We start from the raw sequence: 15,981 nt of genomic DNA on the forward strand, positions 1-15,981 counted from the left end.
CGTCTATGCGGTGGGTGTTGGTTTAGCGCTGGGTTTGGCCGTCGCCGCCGGTTCTGGCACCGGCTCCAGATCCAGCTGGGCTACCGACGTATCGTTGTAGGTGGCAAAAACCCGTCCGTCGGGGAACGAGGCCAGGCGCACGCCAAAACGTCGTTTCGTTCCGGGGCCACCGATGCGGTGGTGTGTGCCGGTGCGGAAGTTCAGCACCGTGGTCGTTCCCGAGGCACTGTGCACCACACGCTCCCCGTCGCCCACTACTTCGAGGCCAGCCGAAGCCCATCCCGGGCGGCGCGAAGCATTAAAGTGGGCGCTGACCTTATGACGAGCCTCGAGTTTGCCATTGCGTGGGTCGATCACGTTGATGCCCTCAATATCAGCGGCAAGTAGCCAGCCGGCCACCAGCTGCGGAGAGTACAAGGCCCCGGCGGTCTCTACCGGCTCGCTTTGCCACACTAGCTTCTTGGTCTTCACATCGAATTTGAAGACCTGGGACGGTCCTTCGGTGTCGGGGATTCCGTACCCGTTGCGCACCGAGGTGGTTCCATACACGTAGTCCTCGTCGGCCACCAGGCCGATAATAGAGTGGCCCGGAATGAAGCCCTTGCCGTTGCCATCAAGCACCCACGCCACACGGTCTTTTTCCGGGTCAATCATCCCGAACACGCCACCGGCCAACCCGTAATCCGGGACGGTGCCGAAGTACACCTGCGTGGAGTTCGCCGCCCACCCGTACGGGCGCGACTGATGGTACTCATAGCTCAACCGCGAGATCCGGCGGTAACTGTTGTCGTCGTCCTTTTGCGCGCTGTCCCAGCTGATCAAGTCCGCGGCACCATAGGAACCTAGGTAGCAGCGCGTAGGGGAGAACTCGATCATGTTCTCCACCTGATGGATGACCTGGCCGCCCTCCGGCGAGCGCCAGCGGTCGCCGGTCACCGGATTGAGACCGGAGAGCCCCGAACCCATGAACCCGCCGATATAGAGGTTGCCATCGGAAAGAGCGAGCAGGCTGTGCGCATCGAATAGGCCTTCGGTCAATGTCACCGCATGCTGCCCGACGGATTTGCGTGCTTTCAGGTCGAAGTGCTCGGTCCGGTAACCGGTAGCGGTTTCGCTGAAGACCAGAACGGAATTCGCCGTGGCGTGCAGTTCGATCGGGGCATTGGTGCCAATCGCCCCGAGGTCCAGGGCCGAGGCCGCCCCCGGCTTGTTGGCCGTGAGCCGACCCTTGACGACGGTGTAGTAGGTGTCGCGGCCGGGCAACCAGTTTGACGCGTTGCGCGAGGAGCCCTTCAAGTCCATCGGCGTGAGCCACTTGCGGGTCTTGGTATCGAGCACCAGCTGGTCGACGTGTCCGCTGGCGGTCACGAGCAGTTGCGAACCTCGGGCACGCAGCACCGAGACGAAGCCGTTCTTTTGCGGCGTCGGAAGTTGCACCTCGGTCCGGTCGCTGGGATCGGTGGTCGGGAAGGTGAAAATGCGTGGGTTCCGTGAGCCGGTGCCGACCCAGAGCCTGCCGGTGGGATCCAGTGCGAGCCGACGCACGTAGTCGCTATCCGCGGCCATGCGTGGGAAGACACGAATTTTTTGTGTGCCCGGGGTGTAGTTGAAGACCGTTCCGGTGGGGTAGGTTCCGCCCCACACCACGGAGTTCTCGTCGACGACGAGGTCGTAGAGGGTACTGGCCTTGGGGACATCTCCGAGCTTGGCCAAGGATTTGGGGGCGGCGTGACGCCATGCCCACAGTCTTCCCGAGACGGAGAGATACAGCGTCTTGCGTTTCGCGTCCCAGGTCATGGACAGTATTTCACCTTGAGCGTCCTCGGGAATGCTCAAGGTGTAGGCGGGGGTCGAGGCCCCGGACGGGATGATCTGAAGCTGATGGGAAGGACCGATGATGGTCGCCGCTACCCAAGGATCCTCGGCGGTTCCTAACCCGATGAGCGGAACGACATCACGCAGTGTGAGCGCGGGGAAGACACCGGTGTATTCGCGGTGCATCCCGCCGGTGTCCCTCCCGCGGGTGAGCTCGGCCAGGAAGTGTGGATCGCGTTCTTCCCAGATCGGTTCGGGGCTGGGCGTGGGGGAGGGCGAAGGCGTGGACTCGGGGACCGGCGCGGAAGCCCCTTCGCGGTTCGCCCAGAGCGCCCCGCCGGCAAAACCTCCTGCGGCGACGACAGAGAGGGCAAGGACGGAGCGTCGCGTGATGGACTTCGAAGGTTGCGTGGAGCCTTCTGGCACTAGCTCTCCTGGAGGTGGTCGGCACCGGAACGATCTACCAGCCTACCGTTTAGGCATGAGTAAACGCTGAAGATGCCTCGCGTGCCTGTCATCTCCACGCTCGGGCGTTCGCCGGCCGCGTCCTCTGGGGCCTTGAACTGTCCAGAGAGTACCGATAGCTTACCTTTCATGCGTATCCGCGGACCTCTTGGTCGTTTTGCAATCTCGGTGATGATTCTCGCCCCCATCGCGCTCGGCGCCACCGGGTGTGCTGGCGGAACGGAGATTCGTCAGGTGCAGGCCGGCGGACAGCGCACTTTTCTCTCCGACGCGAGTGGACAGGCTAAGTCGACCGCTCACCTTGAGGGGACGTTGGAAGTTGGCGATGGGGGCTGCTGGCTAGCGCGGCTATCCGACGATACGGCTGAGGTTCTGGTGATCTGGCCGCAACGTACCTCGGTGTCCGATGGCCACCCCGCGTTGCAGCTAGATGGCGATGAGTACTCGCAGGGTTCGCCGATTGCATTCGGTGGCGGCTATCGCGAAATTGCCGAGCGGGAACCGGCCGCAGAGTGCGGGGCGAAAGAAGCCTTCATCATCAACTGAACGTGGCGTACGCGTGCGATCAGTCTAGGTCGGCGTCAATATGCCGCCGGTGGATGAGCACCAAGTCTCGGACTAAAGCATCTGGTAGCGGCTTGTTGAGGGTAAACCGAATGGCGTGTTTGGTGCACTGGTAGTCTCCGAGCCGATCTTGGCACTCTTCGATGGCCCACGACGATGGGTAGAAGCTCAAATGCTTCTTCGAGGCCGTGAAATACACCAGAGCCCGACCCCGATACGTCAACGTGGGCATGCCGTAACTGATCGATTCGGCGACGTCGGGAACGGTTTCGGTGACGAGTGCCCGTAGGCGTTCGAGTTCATTTCTCGCCTCGGGGTTGATCCCCTGCAGGTATTGCTCGATGCTCGTTGCCTTCTCATTCATGGGGTCACCCTTCCGTTCCAGCTAGTCTTCTCCACGAACGCTTGCCGCGCAAGTATGGGGGACTCCTCTGTACCTTTGCAAAGACCGACGCCAATCACTGGCTGAGAAGGCTTTTCGCTGCCGGTGGGAGTTGACTAGACCCGTTGGTCCCACGGCGCTTCACAATTCGAGACAGACCATTGACAGCCAGCATGTGACCCTCGACACTTGTAGACATTCTAATGAAAAAAGTTTTCATAATGCGGAATTTGCGGAGAGTGCTTGGTTGACGAGGGTCGACTTGGCGGATCCGCGTATCAATCAATCACTCGTTCCGAGCCCATGAAGGTATAGACAATGGCAGAGCAAGAAGTCGAGAACGCAGAACCTGCGACGCGCAAACGCCGAAAAATCGGTGTACCCCACATCTACATCATTCTCTTCGCATTCATCGCGCTGGCCGCACTGGCCACCTACCTCGTTCCGGGCGGTCTGTATGAGCGCATCGACGGCCCCGATGGGCGAACCACCATCGACCCGGATAGCTTCACCTTTATTGACGCCCAGCCCACGACCCCGGTCGATTTCATGCTCGCGATTCCGCGCGGCATGGTTTCCGCGGCAGAGGTCGTCATCTTCACCCTGATGATTGGTGGACTCTTCGGAGTCTTGAAGGCAACCGGCCTGGTCGAGCACGCCGTGGCAGCGCTAAGCAAGCGATTCGCCCGTCGCGGCCCGGTACTCATCGCCGTGCTCATGGCGGTCTTCTCCACGGTCGCCACGCTCATCGGCACCCAGGAACTCGCCTTGGTCTACGTACCGGTGATCCTGCCCTTGATCATTGCGCTTAAATACGACTCGATCGTGGCCGCCGGTGTGGCACTCTGCGCGACGACGGCCGGATTCGCGGCCGGCGTGCTCAACCCGATTAACACGGGACTGGGCCAGAAGCTGGCCGGGGTTCCCCTATGGTCGGGTCTGGGGCTGCGCGCGGCAATCTTTGGTGTAACCGTCGCCGTGGCGATCTTCTTCGTCATCCGCTACGCCAACAAGGTCAAGCGCGACCAAACGGCCAGCTATGTGCACGGCAATCCAGCCGAGACCGAGAAACGCCGTGTGTACATCGAAACCGCACCGGGCGCGGTGAAGCACGTAATGACCGTGCGCCAACGCATTGCTGCCTTCGTTGCCCTAGCCTTCTTTGCGCTCCTCGTCTTTGGTGTGCTGAAGCTGGGCTGGTTCATGCTGGAAATGGCTGGACTGTTTATCGTCATTGGCGCAGTCGTCGGCGTGATCGCCGGGCTACGAGGCGAGGAACTGGCGGAATCTTTCAACGACGGTTTCCGCGCCGTACTCGTCGGCGCCCTGATTGCAGGTATCGCCCGCGGTGTCGCCGTCGTGCTGGAAAACGGACAGATCCTGGACACCATCGTTCATGGTTTGGGGGAGGCAATCGGTGGACTGCCACCGGCACTGGCCGCGGTAGGCATGTTCATTGGCCAGATGCTGCTGAACTTCATCATCCCTTCGGGTAGTGGGCAGGCGCTGGTGACCATGCCGATCATGGCCCCGCTCTCCGACCTGCTGGACGTCACGCGACAAACCGCGGTGCTGGCCTACCAGCTGGGTGATGGCTACGGAAATATTCTGTTCCCCACCTCGGGTTACTTCATGGCTACCCTAGCCATCGCCGGCGTGCCATGGCAGAAATGGGTGCGCTTCTTCTTCCCGCTGTTCCTGACCTGGCTCGGTATCGCCCTCGTGGCGCTCGTCTTCGCGCAAATTATCGGCTGGTCCTAGGCTTCATAGCCGTTCTCAGAGCGCGTCGTCGTCGACCATCAGGGTCGGGGGCGGCGCGCTCGCCGTGTGTTGGCTCGCCTCACCACCTTCGCTCGTCGCGTCCATAGATTTGATCTGCCAGTAGATATCGTCCGGTAGACAGAGCACGCCGAGAACGATGCCAATGGTGTGCTGTCCCACGCAGTCAAAGCGTGCGGCTCGAGTCCGTTCGTGGCAATTTAGCCATGTGGTGTGCCGAGTTCGATGAGCAGTACCCCGCCAGCGATGAGGACGATCCCCAGCGACATTAGCCAGGTGAGCGCTTCGCCGAAAAGAAATTTGCTGCAGATCGCCGTGAGCGCCACTCCACAGGCGGCCCACACCCCGTATGCCACACCCAGCGCCATACCTTGGGCCAATGCCCCCGAGAGGCAGCTAAAGGCAGTTACATAGCCTGCGACGACCGCCAGATACCATCGTTTGTTGGTCAACGACATGCGTAAGGACAAGGTCCCCGCAACCTCGCACACAATGGCCAGCGCCAAAAGCACGACCGACATTAGGAACCTACCGGCTGATTGGCGGCACGGGAGTGCTCCGCGGATTGACTGCCAAGTTCGACGCAGAGCACGCCAATAATGACGATCACGATTCCAAGAAGCATCACCGGAGTAAGCGCCTCACCCAAAAGCAACCACGAAAGGAGCGCCGTCAACGCCACTCCACTCGCGCCCCACACGCCGTACGCTACGCCCAGCGGAATTCCGCAACGCAGGACAAACGCGAGTAGGGTAAAAGCGGCTGCATACCCGAGGACAACCAGCAGATACAGCCACGGCGATTCGAGGGCCAGTTTCAGACTCAGCGACCCGGCAACCTCCGCGAGGATGGCCCCCGCCAAGAGCCACCACCCGGTGCGTAAGCGCTTCATGCTGCTTCTCCCTCCGTACTAGTCAGCCAGAAGCCCTGAGTATACCGGCCGGCGCTACGGGCCGGCGTGACCCGTATGACCGTGTAAATTCGGGTCCCTTCCAGCCCGGCGGGATACCCTTAACCTATGGCTGAAGCTTCCTCCAAGCAGGGGACGAAGAAGGCGGCACCGCGTAAACCGCGGGCTACCAAATCGTCATCCGGCAAGAAAACACCACCCAACCCCGAAGAGGAGTTGGCCCTTCCACTGCGCCTACTGCGTAGCCTCTGGATGGGCATCGCCCGGGTCGTGGGTGGCGCTTTCCGTAAGCTGGGCCCCAACGTACGCCCCGACTACGAACTGCGCCGCGACGGCACCGGACTATTTTTGGTGCTCGTCGCGGTTCTTGTCGCCATCATTGAATGGTGGGGCCTACGCGATGTGGGATGGTTTGGGCGCGGAGTACATGCGGTGGCTGGCGGTAGCCTCGGCTTCATGGCCACGGTGCTACCGGTCATCTTGCTGATCGGCGCCACCCGATTGTTCCGTCACCCCGAGGACGAACAGGCTAATCAGCGTATCGGCATCGGCCTGAGCATACTCACACTGTCCGGTGCCGCCTTGGCCTCGTTGATCCAAGGCTCGCCCGCGGTCTCTGACGAGTTCGAGGTGCTTTGGGCAGCCGGTGGTATGGCCGGGTCCATTCTGGGCACCCCGCTGGGCTTGCTGATCACCGTGCCCGGGGCCATGGCGGTCTTCATCTTCCTGATCTTCATGTCGCTTCTGATTATCACCGCCACCCCGGTGATGCAGATTCCGCAACGTATTCGCGCCGGGTACAACAAGCTGCTGGGCCAAGACCCCAATCAGCCTCGCGCGCAACAGAAGCCTGCGGCCAGCGCCCCGGCCACCGTGAATCTCGACCCGAACGCCCCGGAGCACGACCAGTCTTACCTTTACCCCAAAGAGGAGCCTGCCGCGGCGAAGCCGAAGAAGCGCGGCTTCTTCGAACGCCGGGCTGCGGCCAAGAAGGTCACCGAAGTGTTTGACGTGGACGGTGCCGAGAGCACGCCACGCCCCGGCGACGTGGCCTACGACAAGGCCGTGATCGACGCTAAGGACGCCGCAACCGACGATGAAGCCAGTCAGGCCGCCGCCGCGCGACTTGCCGCCGTACGCGGTAATCGCGGAGAGATTTACGACGTGGATGCCACCGAGGCTGCCACCCAGGCGATCTCCCGCCCGGAACAGCCGGCCGCCTTTGACTTTGACGCCTCCGAGCAACCCACCAGTGCCATGCCTTCGGCAGCAGACCGTGCCCCGGCACCAAGCACCGACGACGCTCCGACGACCGCTTTGCCCTCCGGCCCGCCTCCAGGCGTTAAGCGACCCACCGCGGAAGAAGCCAAGCGCGCCGCCATCATGGACAGCGTAGGACTGGCCGCGAAGTCTGAGCCGGAAGCCAGCACCTCGGCCATGCGTGTGGTGGCACCGCGTTCCGAACAGCTCACCGTCGCCGGAGACGTCACCTACACCCTGCCCTCCAGTGACTACCTGCCAGCCGGCCCTCCGGCTAAGGAAGCCTCCGCCGCCAATGAGGCAGTGGTGGCCGCCCTCACCGATACGCTCGCCCAGTTCAAGGTCGATGCGCAGGTAACGGGCTTCTCCCGCGGTCCGACGGTGACTCGCTACGAGATCGAGTTGGCTCCGGGCACCAAGGTGGAAAAGGTCACCGCCCTGTCCAAGAACATTTCCTATGCGGTGGCCTCCTCGGATGTGCGGATCCTTTCGCCGATTCCAGGCAAATCCGCTATCGGTATCGAGATCCCGAATACCGATAAGGAGATCGTCGCCCTCGGCGACGTCTTGCGCAGCAACAACGCCACGAAGAGCGAACACCCGATGGTGATGGGTGTCGGCAAGGACGTCGAGGGCGGTTTCGTCGTGGCCAACTTGGCCAAGATGCCACACCTGTTAGTGGCCGGTGCTACCGGTGCCGGTAAGTCGTCCTTCGTGAACTCGATGATCACCTCGATTCTGATGCGCGCTACACCGGATGAAGTGCGGATGGTCATGGTGGACCCGAAGCGCGTGGAACTTACCGCCTATGAAGGCGTGCCGCACCTGATCACCCCAATTATCACCAACCCAAAGAAGGCCGCCGAGGCCTTGGCCTGGGTGGTGCGGGAGATGGACACCCGCTACGACGATCTGGCGAACTTCGGTTTCAAGCACATCGATGACTTCAACAAGGCAGTGCGGGCCGGCAAGGTGCAGGTTCCGGCCGGATCGCAGCGTGTACTCAAGCCCTACCCTTACCTGCTGGTGATCGTTGACGAGCTCGCCGACTTGATGATGGTGGCTCCACGCGACGTGGAAGACGCTATTGTGCGTATTACTCAGCTGGCTCGTGCCGCGGGTATTCACCTCGTGCTGGCGACCCAGCGCCCCTCCGTGGATGTGGTCACCGGCCTGATCAAGGCCAACGTGCCTTCGCGCATGGCCTTCGCAACCTCGTCGGTCACCGACTCGCGCGTGGTGCTGGATCAGCCGGGTGCGGAGAAGCTGCTTGGCCAGGGTGACGCGCTCTTCCTGCCCATGGGTACCTCGAAGCCCATGCGTGTTCAGGGTGCCTGGGTCACCGAGTCCGAAATCCAGCGCGTCGTCGAACACGTCAAGTCGCAATTGCAACCCGAATACCGCGACGACGTGGTGCCGGTTGCCGAAAAGAAGAAGATCGACGAGGACATCGGAGACGATCTGGATCTGCTGTTGCAGGCCACCGAGCTTGTCGTGACCAGCCAGTTCGGTTCCACCTCCATGTTGCAGCGTAAGTTGCGCGTGGGCTTCGCCAAGGCCGGACGCCTCATGGACCTGATGGAGTCCCGCGGCGTCGTGGGGCCTTCGGAAGGTTCCAAGGCCCGCGATGTCTTGGTCAAGCCCGATGACCTGCCTGCAGTGTTGGCGACCATGCGTGGCGAGGATCCCAACGCGCATCAAGCTTCGGCGACCGAATCCGCGCTCGTGGAAGAGGCCAATGTGAATCATGCTCCGGTAATTGACGAGGTGGCCGCGGACCTCGATGCCCGTGAACAAGCGGTCGACTACTATGACTCGGACGACTCGAGCGAGGACGCCTGGGACCTGACAGGAAGAGGCTAAGCTCATGGCGGCAAATAATGAACAGGCGCCGGTACCGACGCTGAACATCGCCAATGTCCTGACCACCATCCGTATCCTCATGGTGCCCTTCTTCATTTGGGCGCTGGTGGCGGATGAAAATCACTATGGCGCATGGCGTTGGGTTGCTCTGGTGATCTTCGTACTGGCGATGTATACCGATAAGCTCGACGGCGACCTAGCCCGTAGCCGCGGCTTGATCACCAACTTCGGTAAAATCGCCGACCCCATCGCCGATAAGCTACTTACCGGTTCGGCGCTGGTGATGTTTTCCATTTTGGGTGAATTGCCCTGGTGGGTGACCATCGTGATCCTCGTGCGCGAGTGGGGGATCACCCTGCTACGCGTGGTGGTAATTCGGTATGGGGTTATCGCCGCCAATATGGGCGGCAAGATCAAAACGGTGATGCAGGCCGTGGTCATCGGGCTGTACCTATTGCCCTTTACGCAGACCATTTCTTGGCTGAACACCACCGCGTGGATCCTCATGCTGGCCACCGCAGCGGTGACCGTGGGCACCGGTCTGGAGTATGTGTACAAGGCCATCGTGTTGCGCCGACAGGCCCGACGCGACACTCAGGAGCAGTAAGAGATGACCACAACTCAGCGAGCCGGTCAGGTCATTGAGCGCGCCATAACCCAACACCTGAGCATCGCCACCGCGGAATCACTCACCGCAGGACTCATCGCGGCGGAACTAGCCACCGTGCCGGGGGCATCTGCAGTGCTTCGGGGCGGGGTTGTTTCCTATGCCAGCGAGGTGAAGTCCGCGCTTCTTGGCGTGGACGAAGAACTGCTGGCTACAGCCGGTTCTGTCGACCCTCAGGTGGCGGAGCAGATGGCTTTGGGCGCACGCCGTGCCTGTGGTGCGGATCTAGCAGTTTCAGCCACCGGAGTGGCCGGACCCGAACCGCATGACGGGAAGGGCGTGGGTACCGTCTATATCGGCTGGGCCTATGCCGGCGGAAGCGGAGCTCAGGCCCATCACTTCGTAGGTGGACGCGAAGCGATCCGCGCCCAAGCCACTCAGGCGGCATTGCAGCAATTGATTCAGCTCCTTGAGCAGTCCGGTGGCCACGCCGATTAATAGATTCGGTGCTGATTTCTTGCCCCCAGTGCCGGATTCTCAACGCACCTTCGACAAGTGATCTTGCAGGCACATTCCATTGCTCGGCCCATTGGGCTGGGTGATGTTTGTAGCCGGCAAGCGCGGGGGCGAGTCCTCAACTTATCTCGGGGTGAAATTGATCGTGTTCCGTCGCAATCGTTGCTCCGGATCCACATGCTTTGGAAATCGCACCCACGGGATGCCGTCTTTCATCACCACCTCAAACAATCCTGCATGCCGATCCACGTGATGCCCCGGATGCAGCGTGGCCCCATTGCCGACACTGGTCACCCCGCCATACTCCCATTCCTGCACATGATCGATTTCGCAGTTTTCGGCCGGGACCGTGCACCCCGGCACAATACAGCCCCGGTCACGAGCGAGGATCGCTCGTTTCATCACTGTCGGGAAATAGCGTTGCGAACGACCCACATCCAAAATCTCTGAGGCACCCCCGAGCACTAACGGGATAATGTTCGCTTCACACAACATCCGACGTAACGCCCCGGAATCGATCGCTAGGCCGTGTGCGGTAATCCCACCCACTGCCGGTAACCCCTCGATGATAGGTGGGGCCCCGGCCCCAGAGGTTTCCGGTAACGGGAGCCCGTGGCTTTGGGCGAGGCCGACCAGTTCGCGAAGCGGCATGTGCACGATGATGGTCGGCCGGAAAAGGCCTTTCGGTTTCCCCGTTCCAGCACCAGCACTAATGTGAGTTGCCTCGCCGGTATTGGCCTCGGCAACGGAGTTTTCCTTGGTGTCGGTCTCGGCGTGGGGATTAGTTTGGGTTGGCGGGGTGGCTTGGGTGCGCAGGAGATTGATCAGCCCCGCGAGGCGGCGTTGCGCCACCGTGGGCTCGGGGGCGTCGAGGGTGTCGGCGCGGGCGGTGGCAGCTTCCTCGGCGGTGAGGAAGTCCGGGAACACCTCACCGGCGCCCGGGTTCTTACCTTCTGCACCAGGAGCGTCGTCACTTGTACTGGCAGAGGCCATGCTACCGGCCCGGCTGGCGGTGGATTTCGCGGACTCGATCGCGTGGGCATGCGCCTGGGTTTTCGGGTGATCTACGTGTCCGAGTAGCGATTCGATTAGTTCGCTATCTTCTGCGGCCGCCTTGAATACATAGGTGGTGATCCCGTGCTGGGTACCCTTACGGAACAACCCCGTCATGCTCATCGGATCACTGCGTTGCGCGGTGGTTGCCGCGTGACGGAAGAACCGGTTCAGTCCCTCAGTGCGCGTGCGTGGGTTCTCTTCGGTGAGTAGGTTCGCGGCCTGGGTTTCTAACCCAGTGTCTCCGAGGGCGGCCGCACCCTCGGATGCGGTGTTCGGGTTAGTAAGTTTTTCGAGGCGGCGGGCCGCGTTCAGCACGCTACGCACATCCTGAGTGGTGGTGAAGTGCGTGGCAAGTTCCGGAAATACGGGCTGTGCGGGAATGTCGGTGCCTGTGGGACGGGCGATGAGCCGGTGCGCGTCGGTGACCCGGGTTTTGGCGGTGAAGTAGTCCTGATTCAGCCAGCTGGCCAGGAAGCTGGCCGCGTCGCGGTAGGTCGGCCGCCCGGAGACCGGTTCACAGGGATGCTGAAGAAGCTCGATGACCCGTCCGAACCCACCACGACCCATACCGTCTTCACTATCGCGATCGTCGTCGTTGTTAGCGGTGGTCCCGTTCTTCCCGGTGATGGTGCCGGTAGCGTTCTTCATAGCATCCAGAACAGGACTCGGCAGGGTGTGGGCGGCGGTTGCTTCGACTTGATGTGCTGCGTGGAGTTGGTTCCGCAGAAGCTGGTTGGCTAGGCGCTCGGTGGCAAGCGCGATCAGCGCGGCGGCACGCGGGTCGGTGTTCGTGGCCAGCAAGGCGGGTAGCTCTGTGAGGTAGGTGTTGATTTGGGTGAGGGCGTGCAGATGTGAAGCGACGGCACCCAATGAGGTGGTGTCGTGCTCCCGGTATTCGGTGGCCCGGTGCAGCGCGGTGGCCAGGTCGGTGATCTGCATGCCCACAGTTTGCACGCACGGGTCGTCGGGCAGGGGTAAACACCCACCAGCTGTGGACAACGACCAAGGAGACAGGACGAACGGTACTTCCGTCGTTTGAAATATGCGAGCACGCGGCACAAGGTGGGCGCATAATATGGAGATGGTTCATCCACGGAGCCAGCATTCGTTACCCGAGGAGGCCGGTATGGCTGAATTCAGAGTCTCGCGTCAGATAGATATCGCGGCGCGTCCGCGTGACATCGCCTCGGTACTTTCCGATTTTCGACGGTGGCCCGAGTTTTCAGCTTTCGAAACCACCGAGTCCGACATCGACCGCGAATTTCGCGGTGCGCCTCGCGGCGTCGGGGCCGTGTATGAATACAACAGCAATGAGGAACGTAGTGCAGGCATTATGGAAATCACCGAGGCTCGCGATGATCTCGTCGCGGTGCAGCTTCGTTTTCTGAAACCCTTCAAGTCCCAGATGGATCATCGTTTCGAGCTTACGGCCAAAGCGCCTGACCTCACGGAGGTGCGATGGGTGATGCACGGGGAACACAGGGGCCTGCTTGGGGTGCTCGCTAAATACCTGCTGCCCATGGAGAAGTTAATGGGTCCGCAAATTGAGCGGGGACTGCAGCGATTGAAGGACTTGCTCGAAGGGTAGAGCGCATCGGATGACCACCTTTGGCGAAGCGCTTGCTTAAGCCAACACTGCCTGTGGGCGATTTGACACGACCGGTAAAGTATCTTCACAGGTTGACCACTCACACTGGTCGAACGTAGTTTTCGGCAACATTCCTGAGAAATTTCTCCCGAGTGTGGCCTAGATCGCAGATTTGTGCATAGGGTAAAGGCATCGGGAACAAAATTTCCGGATACGCCGTTGTAACTATCGAGAGTCCCACCTAAGGGGAATCTCGAACCGAATATTTTCGAGAAGGACCAGGAGTAAGGCTCGCACATGGTGAAGCAACCCGTGACCGTCAATGGTGTTATCCGTTGGCAAGAGATGGGCGACGCGAACACGGTCCAGCCCGAGAAGGAGGAGCACAAAATGGTAGTACTCCGTCACGAAATTGGAGACGTGCTGCGTGACGTCCGTCAGCGTCAGGGACGTACCTTGCGCGAAGTCTCGCACAGTGCCCGTGTTTCCCTCGGATACCTCTCCGAGGTTGAGCGCGGACAGAAAGAAGCATCCAGTGAATTGCTGTCCTCGATCTGCGCGGCTCTCGATGTCCCACTCTCGCTAATGCTCCGCGAAGTTTCTGACCGCGTTGCTCTGGCTGAGGGCGTTGTCATTCCGGATACCGTTCCCGTCGACCTGACTAAGGAATTTTCCGGAGATGTTCCTAGTCATCTGAACAAGCCACTGGCTTCGGCCGCTAACTAATTGCTAACGCAGACCCCGCGACGGGGTCCGTTTGACACTAAGGGGTCCTGAAGTTGCGTCAAGCAGCTTTAGGACCCCTGTGCCGTGCAAGGAAGACTCAAAGTTGAAGAACTCAGATTTTTGGCGAAATATGGACGCCGAATTTGGTGCCAATTACTCGCGGATGCTCGCCGATACGTTAGCGCTGACAGAGCTGGAAAGCATGACCGCTACTGAAGCGCTGAACAAGGGCGTCAAACCCAAAGAGGTCTTTGCCGCGATATGCCGCGCGCAGGACGTGCCCGAGAATCGCTGGCTTGGCGTGGATATCGAACCAAAGCCGTAGCGGCAACACGGGTATTCGAAGTCAACTTGGACTTCGAATATCTGTTCGGATACTCTGGTCTATGAAACGATGACACCGGGCATGAACTCCACAGTGCGTGCGAGGCAACGCAAAGTGTCGGTAGACGCTCGTACTGTTTAGAGCAGTACAACAGATCCACTGGCAGGTCCGACAATGGCTTGCATGAACAAAGGTTGAACATGGCTGCTAACAATGATCGGGAAAAGGCGCTCGAGTCCGTCCTGGGCCAAATCGACAAGGCCTTCGGCAAGGGTTCGGTAATGCGCTTGGGTGACGATACCCGCGCACCTATCGAAGTTATCCCTACTGGTTCTGTCGCCCTTGATGTTGCATTGGGTATTGGCGGCCTGCCGCGCGGTCGCGTGATTGAGATCTACGGTCCCGAATCTTCGGGTAAGACCACCGTCGCCTTGCACGCAGTGGCTAGCGCTCAGCGCAATGGTGGCATTGCCGCCTTCATCGACGCGGAGCACGCCTTGGATCCCGAATACGCGAAGAAGCTCGGCGTGGACACCGATGCTCTGTTGGTATCTCAGCCAGATACCGGCGAGCAGGCGCTGGAGATCATGGATATGCTCGTCGGTTCGGGAGCATTGGATATTATCGTCATCGACTCCGTTGCTGCCCTGGTTCCCCGCGCCGAAATTGAAGGCGAAATGGGCGATAGCCACGTGGGTCTACAGGCACGCTTGATGTCCCAGGCGCTCCGTAAAATTACTGGTCGACTGAACTCTTCGAAGACTACGGCAATCTTCATCAACCAGCTTCGAGAGAAGATCGGTGTATTTTTCGGTAGCCCAGAAACCACCACCGGTGGTAAGGCTCTAAAGTTCTATGCTTCGGTTCGAATCGACATCCGACGGATTGAAACCCTCAAAGAGGGCACGAACCCCGTCGGTAACCGAACCCGAGCCAAGATTGTTAAGAACAAGATGGCACCTCCTTTCAAGCAGGCGGAATTCGACATCCTTTACGGTGTCGGAATCTCCAAGGAAGGTAGCTTGATTGACATGGGTGTAGAGCACGGGTTGGTCAAGAAGTCCGGTGCGTGGTTTACCTATGATGGCGACCAGTTGGGGCAGGGCAAGGAGAATGCCCGACGCTTCCTGCGTGACAACCCGGACCTTGCCAATGAACTCGAGCGTCAGATTTTGCAGAAGCTCGGCGTCCTCTCCACCGAGGAAGAAGTGGACGAGGAAGGCGAGACCGAACTGCGCGTTGTCGAAGGTGAGTAGTTTTCGTGAGCGGCAGGTTTAAAGGACGTAGCGTTCGACCCGGATCAGGATCCGGGGCGGACGCTACGTCCATTTCCAACGAGTTTCTTGGCGACCCGGCAGAGATGCCGGACTGGGCAAAGCCAGACCCAACGGACGTTGAAGAATCTGAGATCGTGGTCAGCGGCGAGAGGCTTGACCCGTCAACGGTGTCATTTGAGGACGAAAGCACCGAAACCAATCCGCCGCGATCGGTAGATGAGTTGCGCGAAGCCATGCGCCAAATCATGGATCAGCCGCCGACGCCTCGAAAGACAAAGAAGGAGCTCAAAGAAGAGCGGAAGGCGCAGCGCCAGGCGCAACGGGACCTTGAGCCCGATGAGTTGACTGACGATCAATGGAGGGAAAAGGCTCGCGCCATCACGCTGCGCCAACTGACCGGCAGTGACAAGACTCTCAAGCAGCTCAAGGATAAGTTGCTCGAGAAAGAATGTCCCGAAGCGATCGCTGATGAGGTACTAGAGCGCTATGTCGAGGTGAAGCTTGTAGACGATGAACGTTTCGCTAAGGGGTGGGTTACAGCCCGTGCGCGTTCGCGCGGTCTAGCCCGAGGTGCAATTCGTCGCGAGCTACGTACCAAAGGGATCGATGACGAGTTGGCTGCCGAGGCTTTAGAGCAGATCGACGATGCTGCAGAGGAAGAACGCGCACGTGAGATAGTGCGCGCAAAATTGCGACCTGCGGCAATGGGCGATAACCGAGACAAAGCGCTACGTCGCCTAGTGGGAATGCTGGGGCGTAAAGGTTACAACGGGGGATTGGCTTTTCGAGTGGCCCGTGAAGAGTGGGACGCACGATTCGGAGAGCAGCATGGCCACTACTGACCTAGG

General features: G+C 60.3%; 16 protein-coding genes. 10 read left to right on the forward strand and 6 right to left on the reverse strand.

The window, feature by feature from the left end:
* Positions 1 to 3 precede the first annotated feature (3 nt).
* Entirely contained in the window at positions 4 to 2,241 is a 2,238-nt protein-coding gene (locus ACYU0X_RS05625; RefSeq protein WP_461902385.1) for an NHL repeat-containing protein, read from the reverse strand.
* Positions 2,242 to 2,409: 168 nt separating this feature from the next.
* On the opposite strand from ACYU0X_RS05625, the gene ACYU0X_RS05630 reads away from it, so the two are divergent.
* The gene (locus ACYU0X_RS05630; protein WP_461902386.1) at positions 2,410 to 2,826 is read left to right on the forward strand and encodes a hypothetical protein; all 417 of its coding nucleotides are present in this window, start codon (positions 2,410 to 2,412) and stop codon (positions 2,824 to 2,826) included.
* A 19-nt stretch (positions 2,827 to 2,845) separates the two neighbouring features.
* Here ACYU0X_RS05630 and ACYU0X_RS05635 read toward each other — a convergent pair whose 3' ends face one another.
* Positions 2,846 to 3,208 carry an iron chaperone gene (locus ACYU0X_RS05635; RefSeq protein WP_461902387.1) on the reverse strand — a complete coding sequence of 121 codons (363 nt, stop codon included), beginning with the start codon at positions 3,206 to 3,208 and terminating at the stop codon, positions 2,846 to 2,848.
* A gap of 336 nt (positions 3,209 to 3,544) precedes the next feature.
* On the opposite strand from ACYU0X_RS05635, the gene ACYU0X_RS05640 reads away from it, so the two are divergent.
* On the forward strand, positions 3,545 to 4,987 hold the full coding sequence (locus tag ACYU0X_RS05640; RefSeq protein WP_418908812.1) for a YfcC family protein: 1,443 nt from the start codon (positions 3,545 to 3,547) through the stop codon (positions 4,985 to 4,987).
* Between the two features lie 15 nt (positions 4,988 to 5,002).
* Here the strand turns inward: ACYU0X_RS05640 and ACYU0X_RS05645 are convergent, their stop codons facing one another.
* Genes ACYU0X_RS05645 through ACYU0X_RS05655 form a run of 3 tightly spaced genes read right to left on the reverse strand, consistent with a single transcriptional unit; the run spans position 5,003 to position 5,897 of the window.
* Positions 5,003 to 5,167 (reverse strand): hypothetical protein, encoded by a 165-nt coding sequence (locus ACYU0X_RS05645; RefSeq protein ID WP_461902388.1) that lies wholly within the window; start codon positions 5,165 to 5,167, stop codon positions 5,003 to 5,005.
* Positions 5,168 to 5,205: 38 nt separating this feature from the next.
* Positions 5,206 to 5,526 carry a DMT family transporter gene (locus ACYU0X_RS05650; protein WP_461902389.1) on the reverse strand — a complete coding sequence of 107 codons (321 nt, stop codon included), beginning with the start codon at positions 5,524 to 5,526 and terminating at the stop codon, positions 5,206 to 5,208.
* Positions 5,526 to 5,897 (reverse strand): DMT family transporter, encoded by a 372-nt coding sequence (locus ACYU0X_RS05655; protein WP_418908814.1) that lies wholly within the window; start codon positions 5,895 to 5,897, stop codon positions 5,526 to 5,528. The genes ACYU0X_RS05650 and ACYU0X_RS05655 overlap by 1 nt, the downstream gene beginning before the upstream one ends.
* 126 nt (positions 5,898 to 6,023) lie before the next feature.
* On the opposite strand from ACYU0X_RS05655, the gene ACYU0X_RS05660 reads away from it, so the two are divergent.
* From ACYU0X_RS05660 to ACYU0X_RS05670, 3 genes are read left to right on the forward strand one after another with little or no spacing between them, the layout of a single operon-like run.
* Positions 6,024 to 9,038, forward strand: coding sequence for an FtsK/SpoIIIE family DNA translocase (locus ACYU0X_RS05660; RefSeq protein ID WP_461902390.1), 3,015 nt, complete (start codon positions 6,024 to 6,026; stop codon positions 9,036 to 9,038).
* 4 nt (positions 9,039 to 9,042) lie between these two features.
* Positions 9,043 to 9,645, forward strand: a complete 603-nt coding sequence (gene pgsA, locus ACYU0X_RS05665) for a CDP-diacylglycerol--glycerol-3-phosphate 3-phosphatidyltransferase (RefSeq protein ID WP_309408063.1) — start codon at positions 9,043 to 9,045, stop codon at positions 9,643 to 9,645.
* A 3-nt stretch (positions 9,646 to 9,648) separates the two neighbouring features.
* Positions 9,649 to 10,143, forward strand: coding sequence for a CinA family protein (locus ACYU0X_RS05670; protein ID WP_461902391.1), 495 nt, complete (start codon positions 9,649 to 9,651; stop codon positions 10,141 to 10,143).
* A gap of 141 nt (positions 10,144 to 10,284) precedes the next feature.
* On the opposite strand, the gene ACYU0X_RS05675 is transcribed toward ACYU0X_RS05670, so the two are convergent.
* Positions 10,285 to 12,156, reverse strand: a complete 1,872-nt coding sequence (locus ACYU0X_RS05675) for an HNH endonuclease signature motif containing protein (RefSeq protein ID WP_461902392.1) — start codon at positions 12,154 to 12,156, stop codon at positions 10,285 to 10,287.
* 187 nt (positions 12,157 to 12,343) lie between these two features.
* Here ACYU0X_RS05675 and ACYU0X_RS05680 point away from each other — a divergent pair, with 187 nt between their 5' ends.
* The 5 genes from ACYU0X_RS05680 to ACYU0X_RS05700 all read left to right on the forward strand — a co-directional run bounded on the left by ACYU0X_RS05680 (position 12,344) and on the right by ACYU0X_RS05700 (position 15,975).
* Positions 12,344 to 12,805 carry an SRPBCC family protein gene (locus ACYU0X_RS05680; protein ID WP_461902393.1) on the forward strand — a complete coding sequence of 154 codons (462 nt, stop codon included), beginning with the start codon at positions 12,344 to 12,346 and terminating at the stop codon, positions 12,803 to 12,805.
* A gap of 297 nt (positions 12,806 to 13,102) precedes the next feature.
* Entirely contained in the window at positions 13,103 to 13,531 is a 429-nt protein-coding gene (locus ACYU0X_RS05685) for a helix-turn-helix domain-containing protein (RefSeq protein ID WP_309408056.1), read from the forward strand.
* 103 nt (positions 13,532 to 13,634) lie between these two features.
* Positions 13,635 to 13,856, forward strand: coding sequence for a DUF3046 domain-containing protein (locus ACYU0X_RS05690; RefSeq protein ID WP_459275752.1), 222 nt, complete (start codon positions 13,635 to 13,637; stop codon positions 13,854 to 13,856).
* A 200-nt stretch (positions 13,857 to 14,056) separates the two neighbouring features.
* Complete coding sequence (recA, locus tag ACYU0X_RS05695; protein ID WP_309408052.1) at positions 14,057 to 15,112, forward strand: recombinase RecA; 1,056 nt, start codon at positions 14,057 to 14,059, stop codon at positions 15,110 to 15,112.
* 155 nt (positions 15,113 to 15,267) lie between these two features.
* Positions 15,268 to 15,975 (forward strand): regulatory protein RecX, encoded by a 708-nt coding sequence (locus ACYU0X_RS05700; protein WP_461902394.1) that lies wholly within the window; start codon positions 15,268 to 15,270, stop codon positions 15,973 to 15,975.
* Positions 15,976 to 15,981: the final 6 nt, after the last annotated feature.

The sequence above is a fragment of the Glutamicibacter sp. X7 genome (assembly GCF_054889245.1).

Coding starts and splice junctions, on each gene's coding strand:
- ACYU0X_RS05630 (WP_461902386.1), top strand. CDS start 2,410: ATGCGTATCCGCGGACCTCTTGGTCGTTTTGCAATCTCGGTGATGATT.
- ACYU0X_RS05635 (WP_461902387.1), bottom strand. CDS start 3,208: ATGAATGAGAAGGCAACGAGCATCGAGCAATACCTGCAGGGGATCAAC.
- ACYU0X_RS05640 (WP_418908812.1), top strand. CDS start 3,545: ATGGCAGAGCAAGAAGTCGAGAACGCAGAACCTGCGACGCGCAAACGC.
- ACYU0X_RS05650 (WP_461902389.1), bottom strand. CDS start 5,526: ATGTCGGTCGTGCTTTTGGCGCTGGCCATTGTGTGCGAGGTTGCGGGG.
- ACYU0X_RS05655 (WP_418908814.1), bottom strand. CDS start 5,897: ATGAAGCGCTTACGCACCGGGTGGTGGCTCTTGGCGGGGGCCATCCTC.
- ACYU0X_RS05660 (WP_461902390.1), top strand. CDS start 6,024: ATGGCTGAAGCTTCCTCCAAGCAGGGGACGAAGAAGGCGGCACCGCGT.
- pgsA (WP_309408063.1), top strand. CDS start 9,043: ATGGCGGCAAATAATGAACAGGCGCCGGTACCGACGCTGAACATCGCC.
- ACYU0X_RS05670 (WP_461902391.1), top strand. CDS start 9,649: ATGACCACAACTCAGCGAGCCGGTCAGGTCATTGAGCGCGCCATAACC.
- ACYU0X_RS05675 (WP_461902392.1), bottom strand. CDS start 12,156: ATGCAGATCACCGACCTGGCCACCGCGCTGCACCGGGCCACCGAATAC.
- ACYU0X_RS05680 (WP_461902393.1), top strand. CDS start 12,344: ATGGCTGAATTCAGAGTCTCGCGTCAGATAGATATCGCGGCGCGTCCG.
- ACYU0X_RS05685 (WP_309408056.1), top strand. CDS start 13,103: ATGGTGAAGCAACCCGTGACCGTCAATGGTGTTATCCGTTGGCAAGAG.
- recA (WP_309408052.1), top strand. CDS start 14,057: ATGGCTGCTAACAATGATCGGGAAAAGGCGCTCGAGTCCGTCCTGGGC.